We start from the raw sequence: 24,612 nt of genomic DNA on the forward strand, positions 1-24,612 counted from the left end.
GGCGGACGTTATAGTTGCTCCATGCCGGAAACGGCGCGTAAGGGGACTTCATGACAGCGCAATTGCAAGGCCTTGCACAATTTGCCGATGAGCGGCTGGAACGGGTCGCTCTTTATCGTTGGTGGCGTCGTGCGGTCGTAGGGCGGGTCGAGCATGAGCGGGTGCTGGAACGGATTTTCGGCGATAGCGCGTGGTCGCCCCGCTATGCCTTCATGACAATGATGTCGGCCGGGATTGCGGTTCTCGGATTGCTTCTGTCGTCGCCGGCGGTTGTCATAGGCGCCATGCTGATCTCGCCGCTGATGAGCCCCATATTGGGGCTGGGTTTCAGCCTTGCACTGTTCGACTTTGGGGAGATGCGCCGCTCGCTCATCGCGCTCGCCGTAGGAAGCATCGCGGCTGTGCTCTTCACGGCGCTGATCGTCGCGCTTTCGCCGCTTCAGGCGCCGACCGCCGAAATCATCGCGCGCACCCGTCCCAATCTTTTCGATCTTGCCGTCGCCCTTTTTGCAGCGCTCGCGGGCACCTTCGCGATCATCCGCGGTCGCGGGGACACGATTGTCGGGGTTGCCATTGCAACCGCCCTGATGCCGCCCCTGGCCGTGGTCGGCTATGGCCTTGCTACCTGGAATATGCCGGTTCTGGGCGGCGCCGTCGCGTTGTTCGTCACCAACTTCGTCACGATCGCTCTGTCGGCCACCGTGATGGCCCGCTATTATGGCTTTGGTCACCATCTATCCAGTCAGCAGAGCTGGACGCAGACCATCATATTGCTGTTCGTCTTTGCGGCCATGGCGATCCCCTTGGGCATTTCCCTGAAACGGATCGCGACCGAAGCCGTGACGACCAATCAGGCGCGCTCCTATCTTTCGGATCGCTTCGGTTCGAACGCGCGCATCACACAGCTTGATCTGGACTTTGATGCCCATCCGCTCCTGGTGCGAGCCGTGGTGATCACGCCGCGCAATCAGGCGAAGACCAATGACGTCCTGCAATCCGAGCTGGAGCAGCGCCTGGGAAGACCGGTCCGGCTGCGGCTGGATCGGGTCCTGCTGGAACCTGGCGCGGGCGCCGTCGATGCCCAGCGCGAAGAATTGCGCCAGGCCAGCGAGGCGGCGGCTCTGGAAACCACACGCGTCAATATGGTCATCCAGTCGCTCGCCCTGTCCGCGGGCGTCTCGACCGATCAGGTGACCGTGGATCGCGATCACCACCGGGCCAGCGTAGCGGCGGCTCCGCTCCCTGGTGCGACGCTTGCGACCTATCGAGCGCTGGAGGCGCGTGCTTCGGCACAGGTCGAAGGTTGGGAGTTGGCGATCATCCCGCCGCAGGCTGACCTGCCGATCATAAGCTTTGCGGATAATAGCGACACGCTCGACAGCGTGGCCCGACAGGCGGTGCTGACGTCGGCATGGGCCGCGCGGCGGTGGAATATGCAGGCGCTCTCCGTTCCGGCGCTGCCTGAAACGGATACCGACAAACCCAATCTTTCGGAACGGCGCGCGCTGGCAATCGGTGGGTTACTGCGGGAAAATGGCGTCAAGGCCGTATCTCGCGCGCCCGCAGGACAGGCATTCCGTCTGCTCCCCTCGCGGACAGAGGACCTTCCTTGACACCCAGGCGGGTCTTCGCCCCGCCGTCATGGTGACAGTCAGTGCGGTGCCGCTCTCATTTCCACGCCCATCTGGGCGACGCGGTGCTCGGATGAGCGGCTTCGCAGGACGTTGTGAAGATCGCAAAGGATGTCGCGCCGGTGTTTGCTCCGCGATGCCTGTCGAAGCCGCGACCGGACTAATCTCGCCGCGTTGACGGGACATGGTGCCCGATGCAGAAGGCTGCGAAGAAGTTGCAATTTGTGCAATGCAAAATTTTGCTTGCGACTCAGGCGAATCAGTGACAGCTTCATAACGGTCGAGGCAGGGGCGCTTCGGCATTCAAGCTGAACCCACCGATGACGGCTGGGGGTCGGCCCGGTTTCTGAAAAACCGACATGGCAATGATGCCGCCTGGACAAGGTCCGATGACCTTCGTTCCGGCGGCTTTTTTATTGGTTTTTCACCGGCGGCATAGGTGCTGCAGGGCGGCTTTCGACATCGATTTTCGTGCGCTGGATCGTTTCCGGCGATGACCAGTCGCATGCCGCCTCCAGCGATCACGATCAACAAGGAAAGGACATTGGGGAATGGCAGAGGGGGATAATCAGGATGGCGTCAGTCGCCGTGGGCTGCTGAAGACCAGCGGAACGGCGGCGGTGCTTGCTGCTGTGCAGCAGGCCTTTCCATCAGGGGCATTCGCCGCAGGTGCGGGACCGGAAGTCACCGGCGCCAAGCTGGGCTTCATCGCGCTGACCGATGCTGCGCCGCTGATCATCGCCAAGGAGCTGGGCTTCTTCGCCAAATATGGCATGCCTGACGTGCAGGTGGCGAAGCAGGCGAGTTGGGGCGCGACGCGCGACAATCTGGTTCTGGGTTCCGCCGCCGGCGGTATCGACGGGGCGCATATCCTGACGCCCATGCCCTATCTGTTGACGCTGGGCGCGATCGGCAAGGCGACGCCGATGAGCATCCTCGCCCGCCTCAACGTCAACGGCCAGGCGATTTCCGTTTCCAAGGAATATCTGGCCGCCAAGGCGGACCAGAACGCCGGCAAGATGAAGGGCGTGATCGCGCAGCGCAAGGCGGCGGGAAAGAAGATCACCATGGCCATGACCTTCCCCGGCGGGACACATGACCTGTGGCTGCGCTATTGGCTGGCGGCCGGGGGGATCGATCCTGACAAGGATGTCGAGCTGATCACCGTGCCGCCGCCGCAGATGGTCGCTAACATGAAGGCAGACACGATGGACGCCTTCTGCGTGGGTGAGCCGTGGAACGACCAGCTCGTCGCGCAGCAACTGGGCTACACGGCGGTTTCGACCGGGCAGATGTGGATGAACCACCCGGAAAAGAGCTTCGCCATGCGGTCCGACTGGGTCGCGAAATATCCCAAGGCCGCCGTCGCGATCACGGCGGCGATCATCGAGGCGCAGCGTTGGGCGGACAATCCCGGCAACATCACGCGCCTTGCCGGAACGATTGCCGGGCGCGATTATCTGAAGTGCCCGATCACCGACATTGCCGACCGCCTGCAGGGCAATTTCAACATGGGGGATGGACGCAAATTCCCGAACGCGGCCTTCAAGATGAAGTTCTTCGCGGGCTATGCCTCCTTCCCGTACAAGAGCCACGATCTGTGGTTCCTCACCGAAAACCAGCGCTGGGGGAAGCTGCCCGTGTCCCTCGACACCAAGGGGGTAATCGGAAAGGTCAACCGATCCGACATCTGGCGGAAGGCAGCGGCCATGCTGGGCGGCAAGGGCCCCGCCAGCGACAGCCGCGGCGTCGAGAAGTTCTTCGACGGCAAGACCTTCGACCCCGCCAACCCCAAGGCCTACCTCGCCAGCCTGGCGATCAAGCGCGCCTGATGAAGGAGATCAGCATGGCATCGCCATCGCCCGGCAAGACCAATGGACCGTCGGCTTCGACCGGCGGGTCCGCCACCGAATTGGGGGTCATCCTGCCCTATCCTGAGGAAGCCATTGCGCGCCGGAGCTTCGAACCTGTTGCGGCGCCGGTTCATCCATTGATCCGCAGCCTCAGGTCAGTCGCCGCAAACGTCACGCCGACGCTGCTGATGGTCGGTGCCCTGCTGGCCTTCTGGCAATTGCTCTGCGGATCGCTGGATGCGACTTTTCCCAGTCCGCTCAAGGTCTGGCAGGAGAGCCATGACGTCATCGTTCACCCGTTCAAGGGCGTGGAGATCGGCCTTACCCATCTCAGCATCCAGGACGGCGGCGATGTCGGCATTGCCGGCCATGTGCTGACCAGCCTCGGCCGCGTGCTGATCGGCTACAGCATCGCGGCGGTGATCGGCGTAGCGCTGGGCATATTGATCGGACAGAGCGTGTTTGCCTTCCGAGCGCTCGACCCGCTGTTCCAGGTGCTGCGCACCGTGCCGCCGCTGGCCTGGCTGCCGATCAGCCTTGCCATTTTCCAGCAGGCGCAGCCGTCCGCGATCTTCCTGATCTTCATCACCGCGATCTGGCCGATCATCCTGAACACGGCGGTGGGGGTGCAGACCATTCCGGCGGCCTATCGCAACGTGGCCAAGGTACTGGCGCTCAATCCGGTCGAATATTTCGCCCGCATCATGCTGCCCGCCACCGTGCCGCACATGTTCACCGGCCTGCGGATCGGCGTCGGCATGAGCTGGCTCGCCATCGTTGCTGCGGAAATGGTGCAGGGCGGCACTGGCGTGGGCTTCTTCATCTGGGACAGCTACAACAGCTCGCTCCTCACCGACACCATCGTCGCGCTGATCTGGATCGGCATGGTGGGCTTCGCGCTCGACCGGATGGTCGCGCTTGCGGGCCGCATCATCGGCCGCGCCGGCTGAAAAGGGGGATTGGCATGAAACAGCGCAGTTATCTCGCACTAGAGGGCATCAGCGTCGAATTTCCGACCAGGGCGGGGCGCTTTTGTGCGCTCGACGGGATCGACCTGGAGGTGGACAAGGGACAGTTCGTCGCCCTGATCGGCCATTCGGGCTGCGGCAAGTCGACCTTGCTCAACGCCGTGGCGGGGCTGGTCAAACCAACGCGAGGCGCGATCTTCCTCGACGGCGAACTGGTCGATGTGCCCGGGCCGGATCGCGCGGTGGTCTTCCAGGACCACAGCCTGCTGCCGTGGCTCACGGTCGAGGAGAATGTGCGCCTGGCGGTCGACAAGACGGCGGGCGGCAAGAGCAAGGCCGAGCGCAAGGATTGGGTGATCCATAATCTGGAACTGGTCCAGATGGCCCACGCGGCGGGCAAGCGGCCCGGCGAACTGTCCGGCGGCATGAAGCAGCGCGTCGGCATCGCCCGCGCTATCGCAATGAACCCCCGCGTGCTGCTGATGGACGAACCGTTCGGCGCGCTGGACGCGCTGACGCGGGCGGCGTTGCAGGATGTGGTGATGAATTTGCAGGCACGGCTGAACAATACCGTGTTGATGATCACCCATGATGTCGATGAGGCGGTCTTGCTGGCGGACAGGGTCGTCATGATGACCAACGGCCCGGCCGCCCGCATCGGTGAGGATCTCACGGTGTCGCTGGCGCGTCCCCGGAACCGGCTGGAGGCCATAGATACCGTCGAATATGCCGAAGCGCGTTCGGCGGTGATCCACTTCCTGCATGAGCGCTATCGCAATCCGGCGACGCTCGCGGCCTGAAATCAAAGGAACAATCGGGTTTGGAGAGGCTGCCCTGAAAAGGCCCAGAATAGCCATCGGGAGCAAATGAAGGGGGATTTATGAAGAAGGTTTATTTCCTGTTGTCGGCGTCGGCACCGATAATCGGTCTGTCCGCGGCCGCTGCGCAGGCGCAGGAGGTCGTGTTCAAACCGATCGTGGAAGCGCGCCTGCGCTATGAGACGGTCGATCAGGCCGGCCCGGCGCCGCTCAGCAGCAGCCGGGATGCCAATGCCGTGACAATGCGACTGCGTGCGGGGGGCGAGATTTCGAAGGGCCCCTGGGCGCTGCTGGTCGAAGGGGAAGGCACGCTGGCGATCGATGAGGATTATAACAGCGGCGTCAACGGCAAGACGCTCTACCCCATCGTCCCCGATCCGGAAAATGTCGAGGCCAACCGGGTGCAGATCCAGTATCGCACCAAGCCGCTGATCGTGACCGTGGGGCGCCAGCGGATCAACCTGGACGACCAGCGTTTCGTCGGCTCCGTCGCATGGCGGCAGAATGAGCAGACATTCGATGCCGTGCGCGTCGAATATATGGGCGTGAAAAACCTGAAGATCGACCTGAGCTACGCCATTTCGGCGCGCACCATCTGGGGCATTGACGGGGGCAAGTTCGGCTCCGTCAACCGGCCGACGCAGATCGACGGCGACGATATTTTCGCGAACATCTCCTACAAGACCAAGCTGGGGACGCTGACCGGCTTTGCCTATCTGGTGGACGAGGATGAGGCCGTGGCCGCGCTGAGGCGCAACAGCAGCCAGACATATGGCGTCCGCTTCATGGGCGCGCAGCCGCTGACGAAGAAGGTGAAGCTCAGCTACCTCGCCAGCTATGCACGGCAGAGCAACTATGCGACCAATCCGGTCGACTATTCGGCGGACTATGCCACGGCGGAACTGGGGTTGGATGTTGCGGCGTTCAAACTGACGGCCGGCTATGAACTGTTGGGGTCGGATGCGGGCGCGACCGGTATCGCGGGCGGCTTTGCCTTTCAGACGCCCTTCGCGACGCTGCACAAGTTCAACGGCTGGGCCGACAAGTTCCTGGCGACACCCGGCACCGGCCTTCAGGATTATTATGCCGGCATTGCCTATACCGTGCCGAAGGTCGGCAAGGCCGGGCCGCTCGTCGCCTCCTTCATCTACCATCATTTCAGCAGCGACCGGCTGTCGATCCATTATGGCGACGAATATAATGCGCAGATAACGCTGAAGCTGAACAAGCATTTGAGCGCGCTCGTCAAATATGCCGAATATGATCGCAAGGGGATCGCCAGCTATGCCGGCGATGCCGACACCAGGAAGTTCTGGGCGCAGATCGACTACGCGCTCTGATATCGCCTGTCCGGCGTGAATGCCGGTATCATGAGCCATCGCTGCCGACCCAGGGTTGGCAGTGATGGTTTTTGCTTCGCAGGCGGCTGTTCCGGGCGGTCGGCTGTTCCGGCACCGGGCACAAGGATAAGCCGGGGCGACGCCAGAAGGGCGTGCCTCCAGGAACGGGAACCTCGGAGCTTCCCCTGTCGTTCAGCATGCAAAGCCAGACGACGGAGGACCGACTATATGGGCAAGGGCATTCTGCTGTGGCTGCTGGGCGTGCCCATTCCCGTCATCATCGTCCTGTGGCTTCTGTTCCATTGAACTGAACAACCGGCATGACCGGCATCCACAATATATTCGGGTAATGGTCGGGGAGACAGGATTCGAACCTGCGACATCCTGCTCCCAAAGCAGGCGCGCTACCAGACTGCGCTACTCCCCGGCGCCCGCGGGCCTTAGCGGTGAAGCAGGCCGCCCGTCAATCGCGCTTTTGTCTTCATTTCCGTTGGCATAGAAAAAGGGCGGATCGCCAAGACGATCCGCCCTTTCGAAAATCTCGCGGAAGCGAAGATTATTTGGCGTTGGCGGCGTTGCCAGCGACGTTCGCAGCGTTGGCGGCGTTGTCAGCGGCATTCGCGGCGTTGTCAGCAGCGTTGGTGGCGTTTTCGACAACGTTCTCAACAACAGCGTTCGAAGCGTTCGCGGTCTCGTTGGCCGGCTTCTCACCGCAAGCGGCGAGGGCCATCAGGCCGGCCGAAGCGAAAACAACAGCGATCTTCTTCATTGTGTACGGCTCCCATAGCATTTTGCCGCGTCGTCACGCCAAAAAACGTGACCTACGCGAGCGACCCGCATTAACGTGTGCGCTGCACAAATCAATGCTTTTCTGCGTCGGTGAAGCGACAGAATCACGCGACAGGGTGTTGTCTACAATAAAAGTTCAGTTACTTCCTAGCGATTCCGGCGCATTTGCGATTTCGAAAAGTGCAACTGCCCATGCCGCGACATTCTGCCGAAGCTGCGCCGGGTCGATCTTGTCCAACGTGTCGTCCGGTGTGTGATGGATGTCGAAATAGCGGGTGCCGTCCTGCTGGAGGTCGATCACGGGAACGCCCGCCTTCACCAGCGGTTCGATGTCGGAGCCGCCGCCAGCGGGCAACCGGCTGGCGCCGATGCCGAGCGGAGCCAGTCCGGCGATGACACGGCGGGCAAGAGCGTCCTGACCCTGCGGCAGCTTGAAATCCACGCGCCACACGCGATCCGCGCCGAAATCCGATTCCATCGCCATGGCATGCGCTTCCTTGCCATGCGCGTCGAAATAGGCGCGCCCGCCATTTCCGCCCACTTCCTCTGCGCCGGCCATCAGCACGCGGATGGTGCGGCGGAGCGGTCCTGTATTGCGCGCCTGGAGCGCGGCGGCCGCGACGATGCCGCAGCCCGCGCCATCGTCGATTGCCCCCGTTCCCTGGTCCCAGCTGTCGAGATGACATGCGGCGACGACGATGCCGGCCTTTGGCTCGCTGCCGGGAATTTCAGCGAGGACATTGCCCGAGGGCTGGTCCTTGAGCATCTTCGAGGTGAGCGTGAGATGAAGCCGCACGGCCTGTCCCCGCGAGACGATCCGGACGAGTTGGTCCGCATCCGGCACGCTTAGCGCGGCGGCGGGGATGGGCTTTACGCCGTCCGCCCACATCTGGACGCCGCTATGCGGCTGGCGGTGATTGTCGGTGCCGATCGATCGGATCAGGATGGCGATGGCGCCCTTTTTGGAGGCGACGCTGGGGCCCTGCCGACGGGTTGCACCGAAATAGCCATAGGAACTGCCGTCCTGCGTCGCATGCATCGCATGACTGACAAAGGCGATCTTGCCTTTGAGGCTGCCGTCAGGAACCGCCTCCAGATCGGCGAGCGTCGGGAAATAGGCGATGTCGCCCTCAATCCCCTTGTCCGGGGTCGACGCGCTGTTGCCCAGGGCGGCGAGGACCAGGGCTTGGGGGAAGGGCGCGATCACGCGGGCTTCGTCATGTCCACGCAGCCATACCGGCATGGTGTAGGGCTCTGCGCGGACGTTCGAGAAGCCCAGGCTTTTAAGCTTCGCCACGGCCCAATCGCGCGCCCGCGCCTCCTGGGGCGTACCGGCGGGGCGGGGGCCGACCTCCGTGGTCAGGCCTTCGGTGAAGTCCATCGCGATCTCGTCCGCCAGGGCAGCGGTTCGAATCGCATCGGCACCGGAGGCGGCAAGGAGCGGGGAGGGTGTAAGGATGCCGCCCAGGATAAGGGCGGCCAGCGTGCCCGATCGGATTTTATGCATGGATCAGGCTTAGCGAGGCATCCCCCATTTGCCAACGCGTTCTGCCTCCGCTAACTCCGCCGCAAATTTTCACATAATTCCTTCGGAGCTGCTTCAAGCCATGTCTGCCTCCTCCCAATACGCCTTCGTCATGAAGAGCATGACCAAGAGCTTTCCCGGCGCCGCCAAGCCGGTGCTCAACCAGATCAACCTGCAATTCTATCGCGGGGCGAAGATCGGCATCGTCGGCCCCAACGGCGCGGGCAAGTCGACGCTGATGAAGATCATGGCCGGCATCGACACTGATTTCAGCGGCGAGGCTTGGCCTGGCGAGAATATCACTGTCGGTTACCTGCCGCAGGAGCCGCAGCTCGACCCCAGCAAGACGGTGCTGGAAAACGTCAAGGACGGCGCGCGGGAAGTCGCCGACAAGCTGGACCGTTTCAACGAGATCAGCATGATCATGGCCGATCCGCCGGAGGACGTCGATTTCGACGCGCTGATGGAGGAAATGGGCACGTTGCAGGAACAGATCGACGCGGTCGACGGCTGGACGCTCGACAACCAGTTGGAGATCGCGATGGAAGCGCTGCGCTGCCCGCCTTCGGACTGGCCGGTCGACAGCCTGTCGGGCGGTGAAAAGCGCCGCATCGCGCTGACCCGCCTGCTGATCCAGAAGCCGGACATCCTGCTGCTCGACGAACCGACCAACCACCTTGATGCCGAGAGCGTCGAATGGCTGGAAAATCACCTGAAGGAATATGCCGGCGCGGTGCTGATGATCACCCACGACCGCTACTTCCTGGACAATGTGGTCGGCTGGATCCTCGAGCTCGATCGCGGCAAATATTTCCCCTACGAAGGCAACTACTCCACCTATCTGGAGAAGAAGTCCAAGCGTCTGGAACAGGAAGACCGGGAAGCGACAGGTCGCCAGAAGGCGATCAACGACGAACTGGAATGGATCAGGGCCGGCACCAAGGGGCGCCAGACCAAGTCCAAGGCGCGTATCAAGAAGTTCGAGGAACTGGTCGCCAGCCAGGAGAACCGTACCCCCGGCAAGGCCCAGATCGTCATCCAGGTGCCGGAGCGCCTGGGCGGCAAGGTGATCGAGGCGAAGAACATCAGCAAGGCTTATGGCGACAAGCTGCTGTTCGAAAACCTCTCCTTCATGCTGCCGCCGGGCGGCATTGTCGGCGTGATCGGGCCGAACGGTGCGGGCAAGTCGACCCTGTTCAAGCTGATTACCGGACAGGAACAGCCCGATTCGGGCGAAATCGACATCGGTTCGACCGTGCGCCTGGGCTATGTCGACCAGAGCCGCGATCACCTCGATGCGTCGAAAAATGTCTGGGAGGAAGTGTCGGACGGGCTCGATTATGTGAAGGTGAACGGCCACGACATGTCGACGCGCGCCTATGTCGGCGCCTTCAACTTCAAGGGGCAGGACCAGCAAAAGAATGTCGGCAAGCTATCCGGCGGTGAGCGCAATCGCGTGCACATCGCCAAGATGCTGAAAAAGGGCGGCAACGTGCTGCTGCTCGACGAACCGACCAACGACCTTGACGTGGAAACGCTGGCGGCGCTGGAGGAAGCCATCGAGAATTTCGCGGGATGCGCCGTAGTGATCAGCCACGATCGCTTCTTCCTGGACCGCCTGGCGACTCATATCCTGGCCTTCGAAGGCGACAGCCATGTTGAATGGTTCGAGGGCAATTTCGAAATGTATGAAGAGGACAAGCGCCGCCGTCTGGGCGATGCGGCGGATCGTCCCACGCGCCTCGCATATAAGAAGCTGACGCGCTGATTTTCGCCATGCGGTGCGGAGATGATCAAGGGATTGCAATCATTGCAATGACGGGCTTCATTTTCGCACTTGCAAAATAATGTGCTGCACTGCACATAGGAAAGGCCTTTCAGGCATCCTCTCCTAAAACTTTCCGGCCGGTCCTTTTTGGATCGGCCTTTTTTTCGTGCCCGGCGACGTGCTTCAGCAGCGTTGGGCGGCGTGTTGCGGGCCGGGTGCCGGCGCTTCCGTCGGGCTTGTGGTCGCGGCGCGTTGCAAAGCGCGATTCTTTCCATCTCGGTGCTTCACGCTGCATCGGACTTGGGTTAGTCCCCTCAGAACAATGGACAGGGCAGATATCAGGCAATGAGGGTGAAGCAGGTCTAATGGCGTTGACCCCTCTTTCCGGCGTGATCCTGGGCGTCGTGCTGGCCTTGTGGCTGGGTGCTGCGGTCTGGGCTCTGTCCAGTGGTCAGCGTCGGCGCCGCGAAGGCATGCAGGCGCAGGGAAAGCTCGACAGGCTGTCTGTCCTGCTCGCTTCGGCGCCGGCCGCGCCCATCGTCATCCACCCGGATGGGCGGCTGGAGGCGGCCGACCGGCTCGCCAAATGGCTGGGCAAGGACAGGGTGCCCACTTTCGTTTCCGAATTCACCGCGCCGGACGGCGGCCTGGAACCGGGTGATGCGGCCGCCCTGGCGCAGGAGATCGCTGCGGCCCAGCGTGCCGGGCGCAGCTTTGCACTGCCGGTGAAGGGCGCCGATTCGTCGCGCCTGCTGCTGGTCCGTGGTGCGCCTGCAGGGCCGGTGCTGGCCGAGAGCGGCGGCGTCGTCCTGTGGATCTTCGACGCGACCGATAGCCAGGCGGAGATCCAGGCGCTGAAGGGCAAGGTGGAGCAGCTTCGCGAGGCGCTGGAGGCGCTGGCGGGGCTGGTCGAGGCGGCGCCCTTTCCCATGTGGCATCGCGCCGCCGACATGCGGCTCAGCCTGGTCAACACGGCCTATGTCCGGGCAGTGGACGGTGAAAGCGCGCGGGAGGTCATCGCCAATGGCACTGAACTGGTGGAGACGGTGGGCGGCGTCACGCCGCAGGCTGCCGCGGCGCAGACCCTGGCCGACGGCGCGCCGGTCGAACGTCTGGTCCCCGCGACTATCGACGGCGAAAGGCGGACGATGCGGGTGGTCGACGTTCCGCTCGGCGCGGCGGGCGTCGCGGGCTTTGCCATGGACCAGAATGAGCTGGAGCAGGCCCGCGTCGAACATCGGCGGCTGGAGGCGGCGCAGCGCGACCTGCTGGACCGGCTGTCCGCAGGGGTGGCGCGCTTCGGGTCCGATCGTGCGCTGCGCTTCTGGAACCAGCCCTTCATGAGTCTGTTCGGACTGGATCAGGAACGGCTGGCCGACAATCCGCCGTTCGAGCGGGTACTGGACCAGATGCGGGAAGCACGGCGGCTGCCCGAGAACAGGGATTTTCCGGCCTGGCGCGCGGAACGGCGCGACTGGTTCCTCTCCCCCGATCCGCGAGAGGAAAACTGGCTGCTGGCGGACGGCACCCATTTGCGCGTCTATGGGCAGCCTTTGCCCGATGGCGGTCTGCTGCTGATATTCGAGGATCGGACAGAGCAGGTTCAGTTGTCGAGCGCCCGCGACACCCTGCTGCGCGTCCGTACAGCGACTTTCGACAATCTGTTCGAATCGATCGGGGTCTTTTCCTCGGACGGACGACTGCACCTTTGGAACAGTCGTTTCCGGTCGATCTGGGAGGTGCCGGAGGATTTGCTGGCCAAACATCCCCGGATCGACGAACTGATGCGCGCCGTCCAGTCGCGCCTAGCCAAGCCGCAGCAGGCGAACCTCGTCCGCGAACTGGTGCGCGCCGCCACGGTGGAGCGCAAGCAGCGCGTCGGCCATGTCGGTTTTGCGGATGGGCGCATCTTCGAATTCGCGGCGATCCCGCTGCCCGACGGCAATGCCCTGTTCACCATGCTCGACGTCACCGACAGCCGCCGGGTGGAACAGGTGCTCCGCGACCGCAATGACGCGCTGGAGCAGGCGGACAAGGTAAAGACAGCCTTCGTCACCAATATGAGCTATGAATTGCGCACGCCGCTCACCACCATCGCTGGTTTCGCGGAGATGATGAGTGCGGGCTATGCGGGCGAACTGAGCGATTCCGCCAAGGACTATGTCGATGGCATCCTGCAAAGCACCAGTCGCCTCTCCATGCTGATCGACAATGTGCTTGACCTGACGCAGGGCGAGGCGGGGATGCTGCCCATCGAAAAGGCGACGGTGGATCTTGCGGCGGAAGCGCGCGACGCTGTCGCGCGGATCAAGGGCGATGCGACGGCCAAGGGGATCGACCTTGCCACGTCGCTCCAGTCCAGCCTGGGCACCGTGCAGGGCGACAAGCGAAGGATCGGCCAGGTGCTGGATCATCTTCTGGAAAATGCAGTGCGTTATTGCGCCCGGGGGGGGCGCGTGCTGCTGCACGGCGATGGCGGCAATGACAAGGCGCGCCTTGTCGTATCCGACAATGGTCCGGGCATCAGCATCAAGCGGCAGGCAACGATCTTCGACGCGTCTTCCCGGACCGAACAGGCGCGCAACGGCGGCAAGGCGGGGATCGGCCTTCCGCTCGCCAAACAATTGGCAGAGGCCCATGGCGGCACGTTGCAACTGGTGTCGGAGCCGGGGCAGGGAACGATGGTCGTGATCGAGCTGCCCCGTGGCTGAAGCCGGTATCCTGCTGGCCACGGAGGCCGACATGCTGGCGTTCGGGCATCGGCTGGCAGCGCTGGTCCGCATTGGGGATGTCATTGCGCTGGAAGGCGGATTGGGCGCGGGCAAGACAACGCTCGCCCGCGGGATTTTGGAAGGACTGGGGTTGGAAGAGGAAGCGCCGAGCCCCAGCTTCGCCATTGTCCAGCCCTATGATATTCCCGATGTGAGGCTGCCTGTCGCCCATGTCGATCTCTACCGGCTGGACGGGCCGGAGGAGGCGCAGGAACTGGCGCTTGACGACTATCTGATGGACAGCCTGCTGATCGTCGAATGGCCGGAACGGATGGGCATCGGGGCCTGGCCCGGCGCGCTGCGTTTCCACATCGGCACGGAACCCGACGGCGCTCGGCGCTTGACAGCGGACGTGCCGGACGCTTGGACGGAGCGATGGTCACAGATATGATCCCGCCCGTTGCCGCTCCCGCCTTCCTCGCGCAGGTGGGGTGGGGTCAGGCCGCCGTCGTTCCCCTCGCCGGCGATGCCTCCTTCCGGCGGTATTTTCGGGTGATCGACGGCGCGCGCCGCGCCGTGCTGATGGATGCGCCGCCGCCGCATGAGGATCCGCGCCCCTTCATCGCGATAGCCGAACATCTGACGGAAAATGGCTTCGCAGCGCCCCGGATACTGGCGCGCGACCTGGAGGAAGGTCTGGTCCTGATCGAGGATTTCGGCGATCTGCGCGTGAAGGAACATGTCGAGGATCAGCCGGAGGCGGAACGGGATGTGTATCGCCGGGCCGTGGACCTGCTCGCCGCGCTTCATCGACTGCCTGCCGCTGACGTGCCGCCCTATGACCGTGCCGTCTATCAACGGGAGGCCGGGTTGCTCACCCAATATTATTGTCCCGCCGTCGGCCTGCCGGTGGATGAGGAGGGCTATGTCCGGGCATGGGACATGGTCCTTCCGATCGTCGAGCAATCGTCCAGCCCGGTGGTCACGGTGCTGCGTGATTACCATGCCGAAAATATCATGCTGATCGACGGGACGGCATCGCACGGGTTGGGCCTGCTCGACTTTCAGGATGCCCTTGCGGGGCACCCGGCCTATGATCTCGTCTCGCTGCTGCAGGATGCGCGGCGCGACGTGCCGCCCACACTGGAGGCGGCGATGCTGGACCATTATCGCGCCATCGCCAATCCGCCGGCTGACTTTGACACCGCCTATGCCGTGCTGGGCGCGCAGCGCAACGCGAAGATCATCGGCATATTCACCCGGCTGTGGAAGCGCGATGGGAAGCCGCGTTACCTGTCCTATCTGCCGCGCATGTGGGACTTGCTGGAACGCGACCTTGCCCATCCGGCGCTGGCGCCCGTGGCGGAATGGTTCGCCGCGAACGTCCCCCCCGACAAGCGCCACCATGCGCTAGAGGACCATGTCCCGGCATGATCGACACCGCGATGCTGATGGCGGCCGGACTGGGCAAGCGCATGCGGCCGTTGACGGCGACCCGCCCCAAGCCGCTGGTCAGGGTGGCCGGCAAGCCGCTGATGGACCATGCACTGGACCGGCTGGCGGCTGGCGGCATCCGGAAGCTCGTAGTCAATGTCCATTATCTGGCCGATACGGTCGAAGCGCATCTGGCGGCGCATAATGAAGGCATGCAGATCGCCATTTCGGACGAACGCGGGAAGCTGCTGGAGACGGGCGGCGGGCTGATCCACGCGAAGGCGCAGTTGGGCGACGCGCCATTTTTCTGTGCCAACAGCGACAATCTGTGGATCGATGGGCCGCAGGAAACGCTGGGCATGATGCGCAGGATCTGGAACCCGGATCGAATGGACGCGCTGCTGCTGCTGGTGCCGCTCGCCCGCGCCCATTGCCATCGGGGACCGGGCGATTTTCACATGGACGCGAACGGGCGACTGACGCGGCGCAAGACTGCCCATGTCGCGCCCTTTGTCTTCACCGGCGTCCAGATCATGTCTCCCACGCTGCTGGTAGATCCGCCGTCCGATGTCTTTTCCACCAATGTCTTCTGGAACCGGGCGATAGAGTCGGGCCGCCTCTACGGTGTCTCGCACCAGGGGCTCTGGTTCGACGTCGGCACGCCGCAGGCCATTCCCATCGTGGAGTCGATGCTGGCCCATGGGTGAACGCACCCGCCCCGCATTGTTCAATATCCCCGCGCATCGCGCCTTTTCCGACGCGTTGGTCACGGGCATCCTGGCCCGGCACGGCAATGATCTGGTGCGGTTGGCGCAGGGGATGATCCTGCTGCCCAACAATCGCGCCATCCGGTCGGTGAGCGATGCCTTTGTCCGTAAATCGGGGGGCGGGCTGTTGTTGCCGCGTCTCGTCGCGCTGGGCGATCCCGATCTGGGCGAGCAGGTGGGTGGCGCGCTCGATCCGTTGGGGGAGGATGACCCGATCCCTCCCGCCATAGCGCCGATGCGCCGCCAGATGATCCTGGCGCGCATGGTGCAGCAGGCATCGGCACACCCGATCGATGCGGGGCAGGCATTGAAGCTGGCCCAGGCGCTTGGCGCGGTCCTCGACCAGATGCAGGTGGAGCGCGTCCCCGTGCGCGCGCTGGCAGAGCTTGGCCTGTCGGACGACCTGTCGCAGCATTGGCAGACATCGCTCAGGTTGTTCGGCATATTGCTGGCGCAATGGCCGCAGGAACTGGCGCGATTGGGGTGCATCGACCTCGCGGATCGACGCAATCGCCTGCTGGACCGCATGACGGCGCGCTGGGCCAAGGCGCCGCCCGATGGCTTCGTCATTGCGGCGGGAATGTCCACCACGGCGCCTGCAGTGGCCATGCTGCTCCGGCGGATTGCCATGCTGCCCAAGGGGGCGGTTGTCTTTGCCGGGCTGGATCAGGAGATGGACGCCGACGCCTGGAACGCCATTGGTCCATCGGATGCCGATACCCCGACCGGCAGCACGGCCGGCAGCGCAACCGGTATCGGGCCTGGTGGGCTTGAGAGCCATCCGCAATATGCGCTGAAACGCCTGCTCGACCGGATGAGTGCCACGCGCGATGACGTGGCGCTCTGGCGCTGGGGCAGCGAGCATGACGCCCGCGCTGTCCGGGGACGCAACATCTCAAACGCCATGCTGCCGCCCCGGCTGACCAGCCGCTGGCGAGACCTCAGGACCGCTGACCGCCTGCTCGCCGGCGTCGAGACGCTGGAGGTCGCAACGCCGGGCGAAGAGGCGCAGGCCATCGCCATTGCCTTGCGCGAGGCGGTCGAGACGCCGCGACGCACGGCGGCGCTGGTGACGCCCGACCGGCAATTGGCGACCCGCGTGTCCGCCCATTTGCGCCGCTGGGGCATAGAGGCGGACGATTCCGCCGGGCAGCCGCTCGCGCGCCTGCCGCCCGGAACACTGCTGATCGCGATGGCGGAGGCGCTGGCGGAGCGCTTTGCTCCTGTTGCGCTGCTGACCCTGCTCAAACATCCGCTCGTCATGCGGGGGGAGGGGCGGCTTGCCTGGCTGGAGGGCGTGCGCGGGCTTGACCTGTTGCTGCGCGGGCCAAGGCCGCAGGCGGGCATTCATGGGCTCGACCTGTTGCTGGCCGAACGGGAGGGCGAAGACCGGCAGCGGGCCTTGCGCGACCGTACGCGGCTATGGTGGGCAGAAGCCCGAGAACTGCTCGAACCGCTGGAGCAGGCCTTCATGGCCGCGCCGGACCTTGCGGGCCAATTGGCGGCAATTCGCGAGCATGCCGGTCGTCTCTCCCATGATACGGTCTGGGCCGGGCATCAGGGGCACACCGCCGCCGATCTCTTTGCGGAAATGGAGGAGGCGGCGAGCGAAGGGCCGCGTCAGGCCGACATACGGGGGCTGCCTGCCCTGTTCGACCATCTTCTGGGCGGCCTGTCGGTTCGCCCGCCGCAGGGTGGCCATCCCCGGATCAGCATCCTCGGTCTCATCGAAGCGCGGCTGGTGCAGACCGACCTCATGATATTGGCCGGTCTCAACGAGGGTACCTGGCCGGGCCTGCCCGCGCCCGATCCATGGCTCGCGCCGCGCATCCGTCGGGAAATAGGACTGCCGGGCCTCGAAAACCGCATCGGCCTAGCCGCCCATGACTTCGCCAGCGCCCTGGGCGCGCCGCAGGTGCTGATCACGCGCGCCCGTCGCGGGGCGGGCGGTCCGGCGGTCGCCTCCCGCTTCTGGCTGCGGCTGAAGGCCATGGCCGGGCCGCAATGGAAGAATACCGGCCGCTATGCCGCATTGGCGCAGGCGATCGACCGGGCAGAGGAACACAGGCCCGCCGCGCGCCCCGCGCCTGTGCCGCCTTTGTCCGTGCGACCGAAGGTCATTCCCGTCACCGATGTCGATCGGTTGAAGGCTGATCCCTACGCCTTCTATGCCAAGCGCATCCTGCGCCTGGCGCGGCTCGACCCGGTGGATGCCGATGCCGGCCCCGCCTGGCGCGGGACAGCCGTCCATGAGATCCTTCAGCGATGGGCGGAGGAGGGCAACGGCAAGCTGTCCGATCTGGAGGCGCGGGCCCGGGCGATGTTCGACCGGCCCGATGTCCATCCCTTGCTCAGGGCTCTCTGGCAACCGCGCCTTATCGAAGCCATAAGATGGATCGCCGCTGAAGTCGCGAGCGACCTTGCCGCCGGGCGCAGGATCCTCTCGGTCGAGACGGAAGGCCGGGCGGAGATTGCCGGCGTGATGCTGACCGGCAAGGCCGACCGGATCGACCTGCTGCCGGACGGCAAGCTGGGCATTGTGGACTACAAGACCGGCAAGCCGCCCAGCGCGCGGCAGGTGAAGGCGGGCTATGCGCTGCAACTCGGCCTGCTGGGCCTGATCGCGGAACATGGCGGCTTTCCCGGCACCGACGCCGCGCCTGTCGTCGGGAGTTTCGAATATTGGTCGCTGGCCAGGAAGGGAGAGGCCTTCGGCTATCGGGAAAGCCCGGTCGATCCGCTGGGCAAGCGGGACAAGATCATCACCGCCGACTTCACGTCCGGGGTGCATGCCCAGTTCGAGGGCATCGCCGCCGCCTGGCTCAACGGATCGGCGCCCTTCGACGCCCAGGTAAATCCGGAAGTCGCCAGCTATGGTGATTATGACCAGCTCATGCGGCTGGAGGAATGGTATGGCCGGGACGATGGCTAGAAAGCCTGGGGCACTGCAACCGCTGGCTGGTGCGCAGGCGCAGGCCGCCGCACCTGATGCGCATGTGTGGTTGTCCGCTTCGGCCGGCACGGGCAAGACCCATGTGCTGACCGCCCGCGTTTTCCGTCTGCTGCTCCAGGGCGTGCGGCCGGAAAATATCCTGTGCCTCACCTTCACCAAGGCGGGTGCCGCGGAAATGGCGGATCGCATCCATGATCGCCTCGCCGCCTGGGTGCTCATGGACGAGGCCGACCTTTTTCATGACCTGGAGGCGCTGGGCGAAGAGTCGGGACCGGAAGCCCGCGACCGCGCCCGCCGCCTGTTCGCCGAAGTATTGGAATCGACCGGCGGCGGCCTCCGCATCCAGACGATCCACGGCTTCTGCCAACAATTGCTCACCACCTTCCCGCTGGAGGCCGACCTGCCCCCCGGTTTCCGCCCGCTCGACCAGCGCGAGCAGGCGATGCTGGCGCGCCAGACCCTGGCCGATATGGTGGTGGTGGCGCAGGAGCAGGGCGACGACATCCTGATGGAAGCGTTGCAGGCGCTGAGCCTACGCATGGGGGAGGGCGGCGCGGAAAATTTCCTGCTGCGCTGCGCGGCCCGGCTGGATGCGCTCGAAGCCCTACCGGAATATATCGCGCCATGGCTGCTGCGGGAACTGAACCTGCCTGAAGGAGACATTGAAGCCCACATTGCCGAACGATGCGCGGACGATCTGTTCGACATGCGGACGCTCGGCTGGATCGCTCAGGCCAATGCGGATTGGGGCACGGGACGCGCGCTCGAACGCTGCGACAGGATAGCGCGCTGGCGGGCTCTCGATCCGACGGCGCGCGCCACCGGGCTGGTCGATCTCCACGCGGTCTGGGCGAAGGCCGATGGCGATCTGCTTTCAACCGCCAAGGGTTGGGCGCCGTCAGTGGATGGTTATGGCGATGCGATTGCGCGGATGCATGAATGCTGTTCCGAACTGCTGGGCCTGCGCGTTCGGGCGGCCTATGCCGCGCTGCTCTCCAGGGCGTTGCATGCGGGGCGCGTCTACGCAAGAGCCTATGCCGAAGCCAAGCGCCTTGCCGGCGCCGTCGATTTCGACGACCTGATCGCCAATGCGGCCCGCCTTCTGTCCCAGCCCGGCATCGCCGACTGGATTCGCTACAAGCTGGACCAGCGGATCGATCACATATTGGTGGACGAGGCGCAGGATACCAATATCAGCCAATGGCAGATTGTCGGCGCATTGGCGGCGGAATTTTTCGCGGGCGAAGGCGCGAAGGGCGACAGGGTTCGCACCCTCTTCACGGTGGGTGATTTCAAGCAGGCGATCTTCGGATTTCAAGGCACCAGTCCCGAAGCCTTCCGCGCCGCGCAGATCGTCTTCCAACGCCATGCGGAAGATGCAAGCCAGATGTTCCACGACCTCTCGCTTCAGCACAGCTTCCGCTCGACACCCGCTATATTGGATGTGGTCGACCGCACCATAGCGACCCTGCGGGCCGAGCGCTTCGGCCTGGAGCCGGGCGAGGTCCAGCACATCAGCGCCAACCGCTTTCCCGGCGAAGTACTGCTCTGGAAACCTGTCATCGCCGGGCTGTCCGACGAGGCGGAGGGGGAGGAGGATTGGGCCGCCGACCAGGAACGGGTGCTGGCCCAGAGCATCGCCCGCCAGATCAGGCAGTGGATCGATGACGGGCTGATGCTGGAGAGCCGGGGCCGCCCGGTAACGGCGGGCGACATCATGATCCTGGTCCGCCGCCGCTCCGAACTGGCGCGGTTGATCGTGGCGCGGCTCTATGAAGAGAAGGTGGCGGTTGCAGGCATTGACCGCCTTCGCCTGAACCAGCCGCTTGCCGTGCGTGACCTGCTCGCCGCGTTGCGCTTCGCGGTTCAGCCGGAGGATGACCTGAACCTCGCGGCGCTGCTGGTATCGCCGCTGGTCGGCTGGACGCAGGACGAACTGATGGGTCGCCTTGTCGGCCGCCGCGTCGGACTGTGGCAGCATCTGACGGGAACGCTGGACGACACACTGCTGCACCCCTTGCGGCAGTTGCTGGCGCAGGCGGACTTCACCACCCCTTATCGCTATCTGGAGGAGGTCTTGTCCGGCCCGATGGATGGCCGTCGTCGCCTGATCGAAAGACTGGGTTCGGAGGCGGCCGATCCGATAGAGGAATTGCTGAACGCCGCGCTCGCCTTCGAGAATGATGATCACCCCTCGCTTCAGCGCTTCATCGACTGGTTCGACAGGGGAGAGGTGGAGATCGTGCGCGACGCGGCCGCGCAGGGGGATTCGCTCCGCCTGCTCACGGTTCATGGGGCGAAGGGATTGCAGGCGCCCATCGTCATTCTTGCCGACGCCTGCCTTGATCCGGACGCGGGCAACCGGGCCGATTCGCTGGAGTGGAACGGCCTGCCCATCATCGCCCCGCGGAAGGGGGAGCGGCAGGGAGCGATCGGCCAACTGGCCGAGGAAGCCAGTGCCGTCGAGCGCGCCGAACATTGGCGTCTGCTCTACGTTGCCCTCACACGGGCGGAGGAAAAGCTGGTGGTCGCCGGTTCGCTCGGTCCGCGCGCCAAGGGCGAGGTCAAGCCCGAAAGCTGGTACGCCGCCGTCGAAGGCGCGCTGATTTCGCTGGAGGCGGAGTGGGAGGCCGATCCGCTGTGGGGCGCGCGCCGCCGCTGGCGTGGCAGGGAAATGCTCCCTCCAAAGGCGGCGGAGCAACGCGTTCCCGAAAGCCGGACAGCGCATGTCGAACCGGACTGGCTTCGCCGCCGCGCGCCTGTGGAGGCCCGGCCGCCACGTCCCTTGGCGCCCTCCGCCGCCATCGAGGATGATGTGCCCTATCCGCCGCCGACCCCGGCCATGCGGGACGCAGCCGAACGAGGGCGCTGGCTGCACCGGCTGTTCGAACGGCTGGCCGACGTGCCGCCGGACAGCCGCCGTGCACGTGCCGGCAACTGGCTGGCGCAGCAGGGCCTTGGCGATCCGGCGCAGCGGCATGACGTCATCGAACAGGCCATGCGGATCATTGAAGATCCGCGATTCGCGCCGCTGTTCCATGCCGATGCGCTGGCTGAGGCCCCGATCGCCGCCGTGGTGGGGGAAGCGGTGATCGCCGGGACCGTGGACAGGCTGCGCATCAGTGACGATGTCGTGCAGCTGGTCGATTTCAAGACCGGCCGCATATCACCCCTGGGGATCGAAGAGGTGCCATTGGCCCATATCCGGCAGATGGCGGCCTATTCCGCTGCGCTTCAGGTGATATTTCCCGGCCGCAGGATAGAGGCCGGCCTGCTATACACTTCTGCGCCAAGGCTCATCACGCTGCCGCCTGAGCTCCTGGAACGGCACAAGCCGGGCTTTCCGCCCACGCAGGAGAATTTGCCGCTTCCGACCGTTGAGACGGATGCGTCATCATCCTAAATATTCCGCAATCGAAGGAGATATCTAAATGGCTACCAAGGCAGTCACCGACCTCAGCTTCCAGGAGGACGTCATCAATGCGGACAAGCCCGTGCTTGTCGATTTCTGGGCGGAATGGTGCGGCCCGTGCAAGATGATCGGCCCGGCGCTGGAAGAAATTTCGGACGAACTGTCTGACAAGGTCACCATCGCGAAGATCAATATCGACGAAAACCCCGATGCACCCGGCCGCTATGGCGTGCGGGGCATTCCGACGATGATCCTCTTCAAAAATGGCGAAGCCGCCGCCACCAAGGTGGGCGCGGCGCCCAAGAGCGCGCTCAAGGGCTGGATCGAAAGCGTCCTTTGATGATGTCCGGAAAGGCCTGAAACGGCCTTTCCCTTTGGTGCTCCCGCATTTGCGGGAGCATTTTTCGTTCTGGAAGCTGGCGTTCCGCGATCGCGCTCCCCGCGCCTCACTCCATCAACGGAACAGCCGGTCTGCCGCCAGATCCCAGAGGCGAGGGGATGAAGCCCCAAGCAGCCCGCGTCGCAGATCACCCACGACATAGGGTGAACCGTCCAGCCGCTGGCACAGCCCGCCCGCTTCATTCACGAACAGCGTCCCGGCCGCATGATCCCAGGGCAAGGTGCGGGCAAAGACCGATACGTCATTCTGCCCCAGCACAAGGCGCGGATATTGCTCGGCAGCGCAACGGGGAATGTCCACCAGCTGGAAGATCGCTTCCGACCGGCGCCTGACGTCGGCGCGCTCCTCCTCCGTCATGAAATAGACGGCAAGCGCAGCAATCGGCAGCGCTTCGCCGCTTTCGCGTGCATGGACCTGCTGACCGTCGATATGGCTGCCAGCGCCCAATATGGCGTGGCACATGCGTCCGGTCAGCGGGTCCAATATCCAACCCGCCAAAATCGTGCCTGCATCCGCCAGTGCGACCATGATGCCGAAGGGCGGCTTTCCCGCGGCGAAGTTCCCGGTCCCGTCAATGGGGTCTATGATCCAGTTGAGCCCTTCGCCCGCGCGGTCCAGCATGGCGGGATCGGCGGCGCATGCTTCTTCCCCGATGACGCCTGCTTCGGGCAGGATGGCGGAAAGCCCCTCCGCCAGCCGGAGTTCGCTTTCCTTGTCGGCGATGGTGACGAAGTCATCGGCCGCTTTCTCGGCCACTTCGTGGCTGGCGAGATTCTGGTAGCGCGGCATCACCACGTCACGAGCCACCTCGCGCATCAGCGCGACGACGGGTTCATGCAATTCCGTGGGCATCAGGCCCGTCCTTTTTCAACTGCGATAATCCGCATTGATCGAGATATAGCCGTGAGTCAGGTCACAGGTCCAAACCGTGGCCCGACCATCGCCCAGCCCCAGGTCGACGCCGATCACTATGTCCTGCCCCTTCAGATGGGCCGTCACCGGCGCCTCGTCATAGCCCTCCACCGCCAGTCCGCCCGATGCGACCTGCGTCGCGCCGAAGCGGATGGAGAGCTTGTCCCGATCGGCCGGCTCGCCCGCCTTGCCGATCGCCATGACCACGCGACCCCAATTGGCGTCCTCGCCCGCGATGGCGGTCTTCACGAGCGGCGAGTTGGCGATGGAAAGCGCGATGCGGTGGGCGCTCGCGTCGCTTTCCGCGCCCTCGACGGTGATCTGAACGAATTTCGTCGCGCCTTCGCCGTCGCGCACCACCAGATGCGCAAGTTGGCGGCAAAGATCGTCGAGCGCCGCGGCAAAGGCGTCCGCCCCGCCATCCTCCATCGAGAGGAGCGGCGGGTTGCCCGCCTTGCCCGTTGCGAAGGCCAGCACCGTATCGCTGGTGGACGTGTCGCTGTCGACCGTGATGCAGGAAAAGCTCTTCCGGTTGGCGGCGGACAGAATCTGCTGCAGCAATTTGGCGTCGATGGCGGCGTCCGTGAAGATATAGCCCAGCATCGTCGCCATGTCGGGAGCGATCATCCCCGAACCCTTGATAATCCCGACCAGTTCGACCCGCGTGCCGCCAATCATGGCAGAGGCGCGGGCGCCCTTGGCATAGGTGTCGGTCGTGCCGATGGTGGTCGCTGCCTCTTCCCAGCCGCAGGGCGCGGCGACAAAGGCGGCCTCCAGCCCTGCCTCCGCCTTGTCCACCGGCAAAGGAACACCGATTACCCCGGTCGAGGAGATGAAGACGCTGGAAGGCTGGCAATCCAGATGGTTCGCGACCTTGGCGGCGATCGCCTCCACCGCTGCACGGCCCCGGTGGCCGGTAAAGGCATTGGCATTGCCCGCATTCACCACCAGGGCTCGCGCGGAACCCAGTGGAATGGCGTCCCGGCACCATTCGACTTCAGGAGAGGGGCATTTGCTCTGCGTCGTGACGCCCGCCACGGCCGTGCCTTCGCTCAGCTCTACATAGGTGAGGTCGCACCTGTCCCAATTCTTGTATCGCGCCCTGGCGACGCGCGCGGTGACGCCCGCAATGGGCGGAAGTTCAGGAAAGGCAGCGGGGGCAAGGGGCGAACGTTCTGTCATGCCCGTCGCTTAGCGCAATATGCCCGTCCGTCAACGGAGAGATGGGCGGACATGGAGCTTTCCGATGCTATCCGGCATGCCCGCTCTGATTGACTAACGCCTGTGCGCGTCCTAAATCGCCGCGCATGTCCGCGTGCATCGCCCCAAAA

At 64.4% G+C, this 24,612-nt stretch carries 17 protein-coding genes and 1 tRNA gene; 13 read left to right on the top strand and 5 right to left on the bottom strand.

The window, feature by feature from the left end:
• Window positions 1-50: 50 nt before the first annotated feature.
• The 5 genes from MRBLSP13_RS09880 to MRBLSP13_RS09900 all read left to right on the top strand — a co-directional run bounded on the left by MRBLSP13_RS09880 (window position 51) and on the right by MRBLSP13_RS09900 (window position 6,610).
• A complete protein-coding gene (locus MRBLSP13_RS09880) occupies window positions 51-1,613 on the top strand; it encodes a DUF389 domain-containing protein (protein ID WP_363754208.1) in 1,563 nt (520 codons plus the stop codon).
• A gap of 569 nt (window positions 1,614-2,182) precedes the next feature.
• On the top strand, window positions 2,183-3,463 hold the full coding sequence (locus MRBLSP13_RS09885; RefSeq protein WP_363754211.1) for a CmpA/NrtA family ABC transporter substrate-binding protein: 1,281 nt from the start codon (window positions 2,183-2,185) through the stop codon (window positions 3,461-3,463).
• Between the two features lie 14 nt (window positions 3,464-3,477).
• A complete protein-coding gene (ntrB, locus tag MRBLSP13_RS09890) occupies window positions 3,478-4,434 on the top strand; it encodes a nitrate ABC transporter permease (protein WP_363734883.1) in 957 nt (318 codons plus the stop codon).
• 14 nt (window positions 4,435-4,448) lie between these two features.
• Entirely contained in the window at window positions 4,449-5,252 is an 804-nt protein-coding gene (locus MRBLSP13_RS09895) for an ABC transporter ATP-binding protein (RefSeq protein WP_363734882.1), read from the top strand.
• Window positions 5,253-5,332: 80 nt separating this feature from the next.
• The gene (locus MRBLSP13_RS09900) at window positions 5,333-6,610 is read left to right on the top strand and encodes an alginate export family protein (RefSeq protein ID WP_363734881.1); all 1,278 of its coding nucleotides are present in this window, start codon (window positions 5,333-5,335) and stop codon (window positions 6,608-6,610) included.
• Between the two features lie 350 nt (window positions 6,611-6,960).
• Here the strand turns inward: MRBLSP13_RS09900 and MRBLSP13_RS09905 are convergent.
• The 3 genes from MRBLSP13_RS09905 to MRBLSP13_RS09915 all read right to left on the bottom strand — a co-directional run bounded on the left by MRBLSP13_RS09905 (window position 6,961) and on the right by MRBLSP13_RS09915 (window position 8,906).
• Window positions 6,961-7,037 (bottom strand) — tRNA-Pro (locus MRBLSP13_RS09905).
• 129 nt (window positions 7,038-7,166) lie between these two features.
• A complete protein-coding gene (locus tag MRBLSP13_RS09910) occupies window positions 7,167-7,379 on the bottom strand; it encodes a hypothetical protein (protein WP_133654171.1) in 213 nt (70 codons plus the stop codon).
• A gap of 156 nt (window positions 7,380-7,535) precedes the next feature.
• Entirely contained in the window at window positions 7,536-8,906 is a 1,371-nt protein-coding gene (locus MRBLSP13_RS09915) for a M28 family peptidase (protein ID WP_363754214.1), read from the bottom strand.
• A 100-nt stretch (window positions 8,907-9,006) separates the two neighbouring features.
• Between MRBLSP13_RS09915 and ettA the strand changes: the two genes are divergently transcribed.
• The 8 genes from ettA (at window position 9,007) to trxA (ending at window position 22,309) form a co-directional block, all read left to right on the top strand.
• Window positions 9,007-10,692 (top strand): energy-dependent translational throttle protein EttA, encoded by a 1,686-nt coding sequence (gene ettA, locus MRBLSP13_RS09920; protein WP_363734879.1) that lies wholly within the window; start codon window positions 9,007-9,009, stop codon window positions 10,690-10,692.
• Window positions 10,693-11,057: 365 nt separating this feature from the next.
• The gene (locus MRBLSP13_RS09925) at window positions 11,058-13,403 is read left to right on the top strand and encodes a sensor histidine kinase (RefSeq protein WP_363734878.1); all 2,346 of its coding nucleotides are present in this window, start codon (window positions 11,058-11,060) and stop codon (window positions 13,401-13,403) included.
• Window positions 13,396-13,854: a tRNA (adenosine(37)-N6)-threonylcarbamoyltransferase complex ATPase subunit type 1 TsaE gene (tsaE, locus tag MRBLSP13_RS09930; RefSeq protein ID WP_363734876.1), complete on the top strand. Its 459-nt coding sequence runs from the start codon at window positions 13,396-13,398 to the stop codon at window positions 13,852-13,854. Before MRBLSP13_RS09925 ends, tsaE begins: the two co-directional genes overlap by 8 nt.
• The gene (locus tag MRBLSP13_RS09935) at window positions 13,851-14,837 is read left to right on the top strand and encodes an aminoglycoside phosphotransferase family protein (protein WP_363754353.1); all 987 of its coding nucleotides are present in this window, start codon (window positions 13,851-13,853) and stop codon (window positions 14,835-14,837) included. Before tsaE ends, MRBLSP13_RS09935 begins: the two co-directional genes overlap by 4 nt.
• Window positions 14,834-15,544, top strand: coding sequence for a nucleotidyltransferase family protein (locus MRBLSP13_RS09940; protein ID WP_363734874.1), 711 nt, complete (start codon window positions 14,834-14,836; stop codon window positions 15,542-15,544). Before MRBLSP13_RS09935 ends, MRBLSP13_RS09940 begins: the two co-directional genes overlap by 4 nt.
• A complete protein-coding gene (gene addB / locus MRBLSP13_RS09945) occupies window positions 15,537-18,536 on the top strand; it encodes a double-strand break repair protein AddB (protein ID WP_363754217.1) in 3,000 nt (999 codons plus the stop codon). Before MRBLSP13_RS09940 ends, addB begins: the two co-directional genes overlap by 8 nt.
• Entirely contained in the window at window positions 18,517-21,960 is a 3,444-nt protein-coding gene (gene addA, locus MRBLSP13_RS09950) for a double-strand break repair helicase AddA (protein WP_363754220.1), read from the top strand. Before addB ends, addA begins: the two co-directional genes overlap by 20 nt.
• Before the next feature lie 28 nt (window positions 21,961-21,988).
• The gene (gene trxA, locus MRBLSP13_RS09955; protein WP_363754223.1) at window positions 21,989-22,309 is read left to right on the top strand and encodes a thioredoxin TrxA; all 321 of its coding nucleotides are present in this window, start codon (window positions 21,989-21,991) and stop codon (window positions 22,307-22,309) included.
• Between the two features lie 114 nt (window positions 22,310-22,423).
• Here the strand turns inward: trxA and MRBLSP13_RS09960 are convergent, their stop codons facing one another.
• Together MRBLSP13_RS09960 and argJ are read right to left on the bottom strand one after the other, a co-directional pair.
• Window positions 22,424-23,221: an inositol monophosphatase family protein gene (locus tag MRBLSP13_RS09960; protein ID WP_363754226.1), complete on the bottom strand. Its 798-nt coding sequence runs from the start codon at window positions 23,219-23,221 to the stop codon at window positions 22,424-22,426.
• 15 nt (window positions 23,222-23,236) lie between these two features.
• Window positions 23,237-24,463 (bottom strand): bifunctional glutamate N-acetyltransferase/amino-acid acetyltransferase ArgJ, encoded by a 1,227-nt coding sequence (gene argJ, locus MRBLSP13_RS09965; protein ID WP_363734868.1) that lies wholly within the window; start codon window positions 24,461-24,463, stop codon window positions 23,237-23,239.
• Window positions 24,464-24,612: the final 149 nt, after the last annotated feature.

This window comes from Sphingobium sp. LSP13-1-1.1 (assembly GCF_040676415.1).
Taxonomy (GTDB): Bacteria; Pseudomonadota; Alphaproteobacteria; order Sphingomonadales; family Sphingomonadaceae; genus Sphingobium.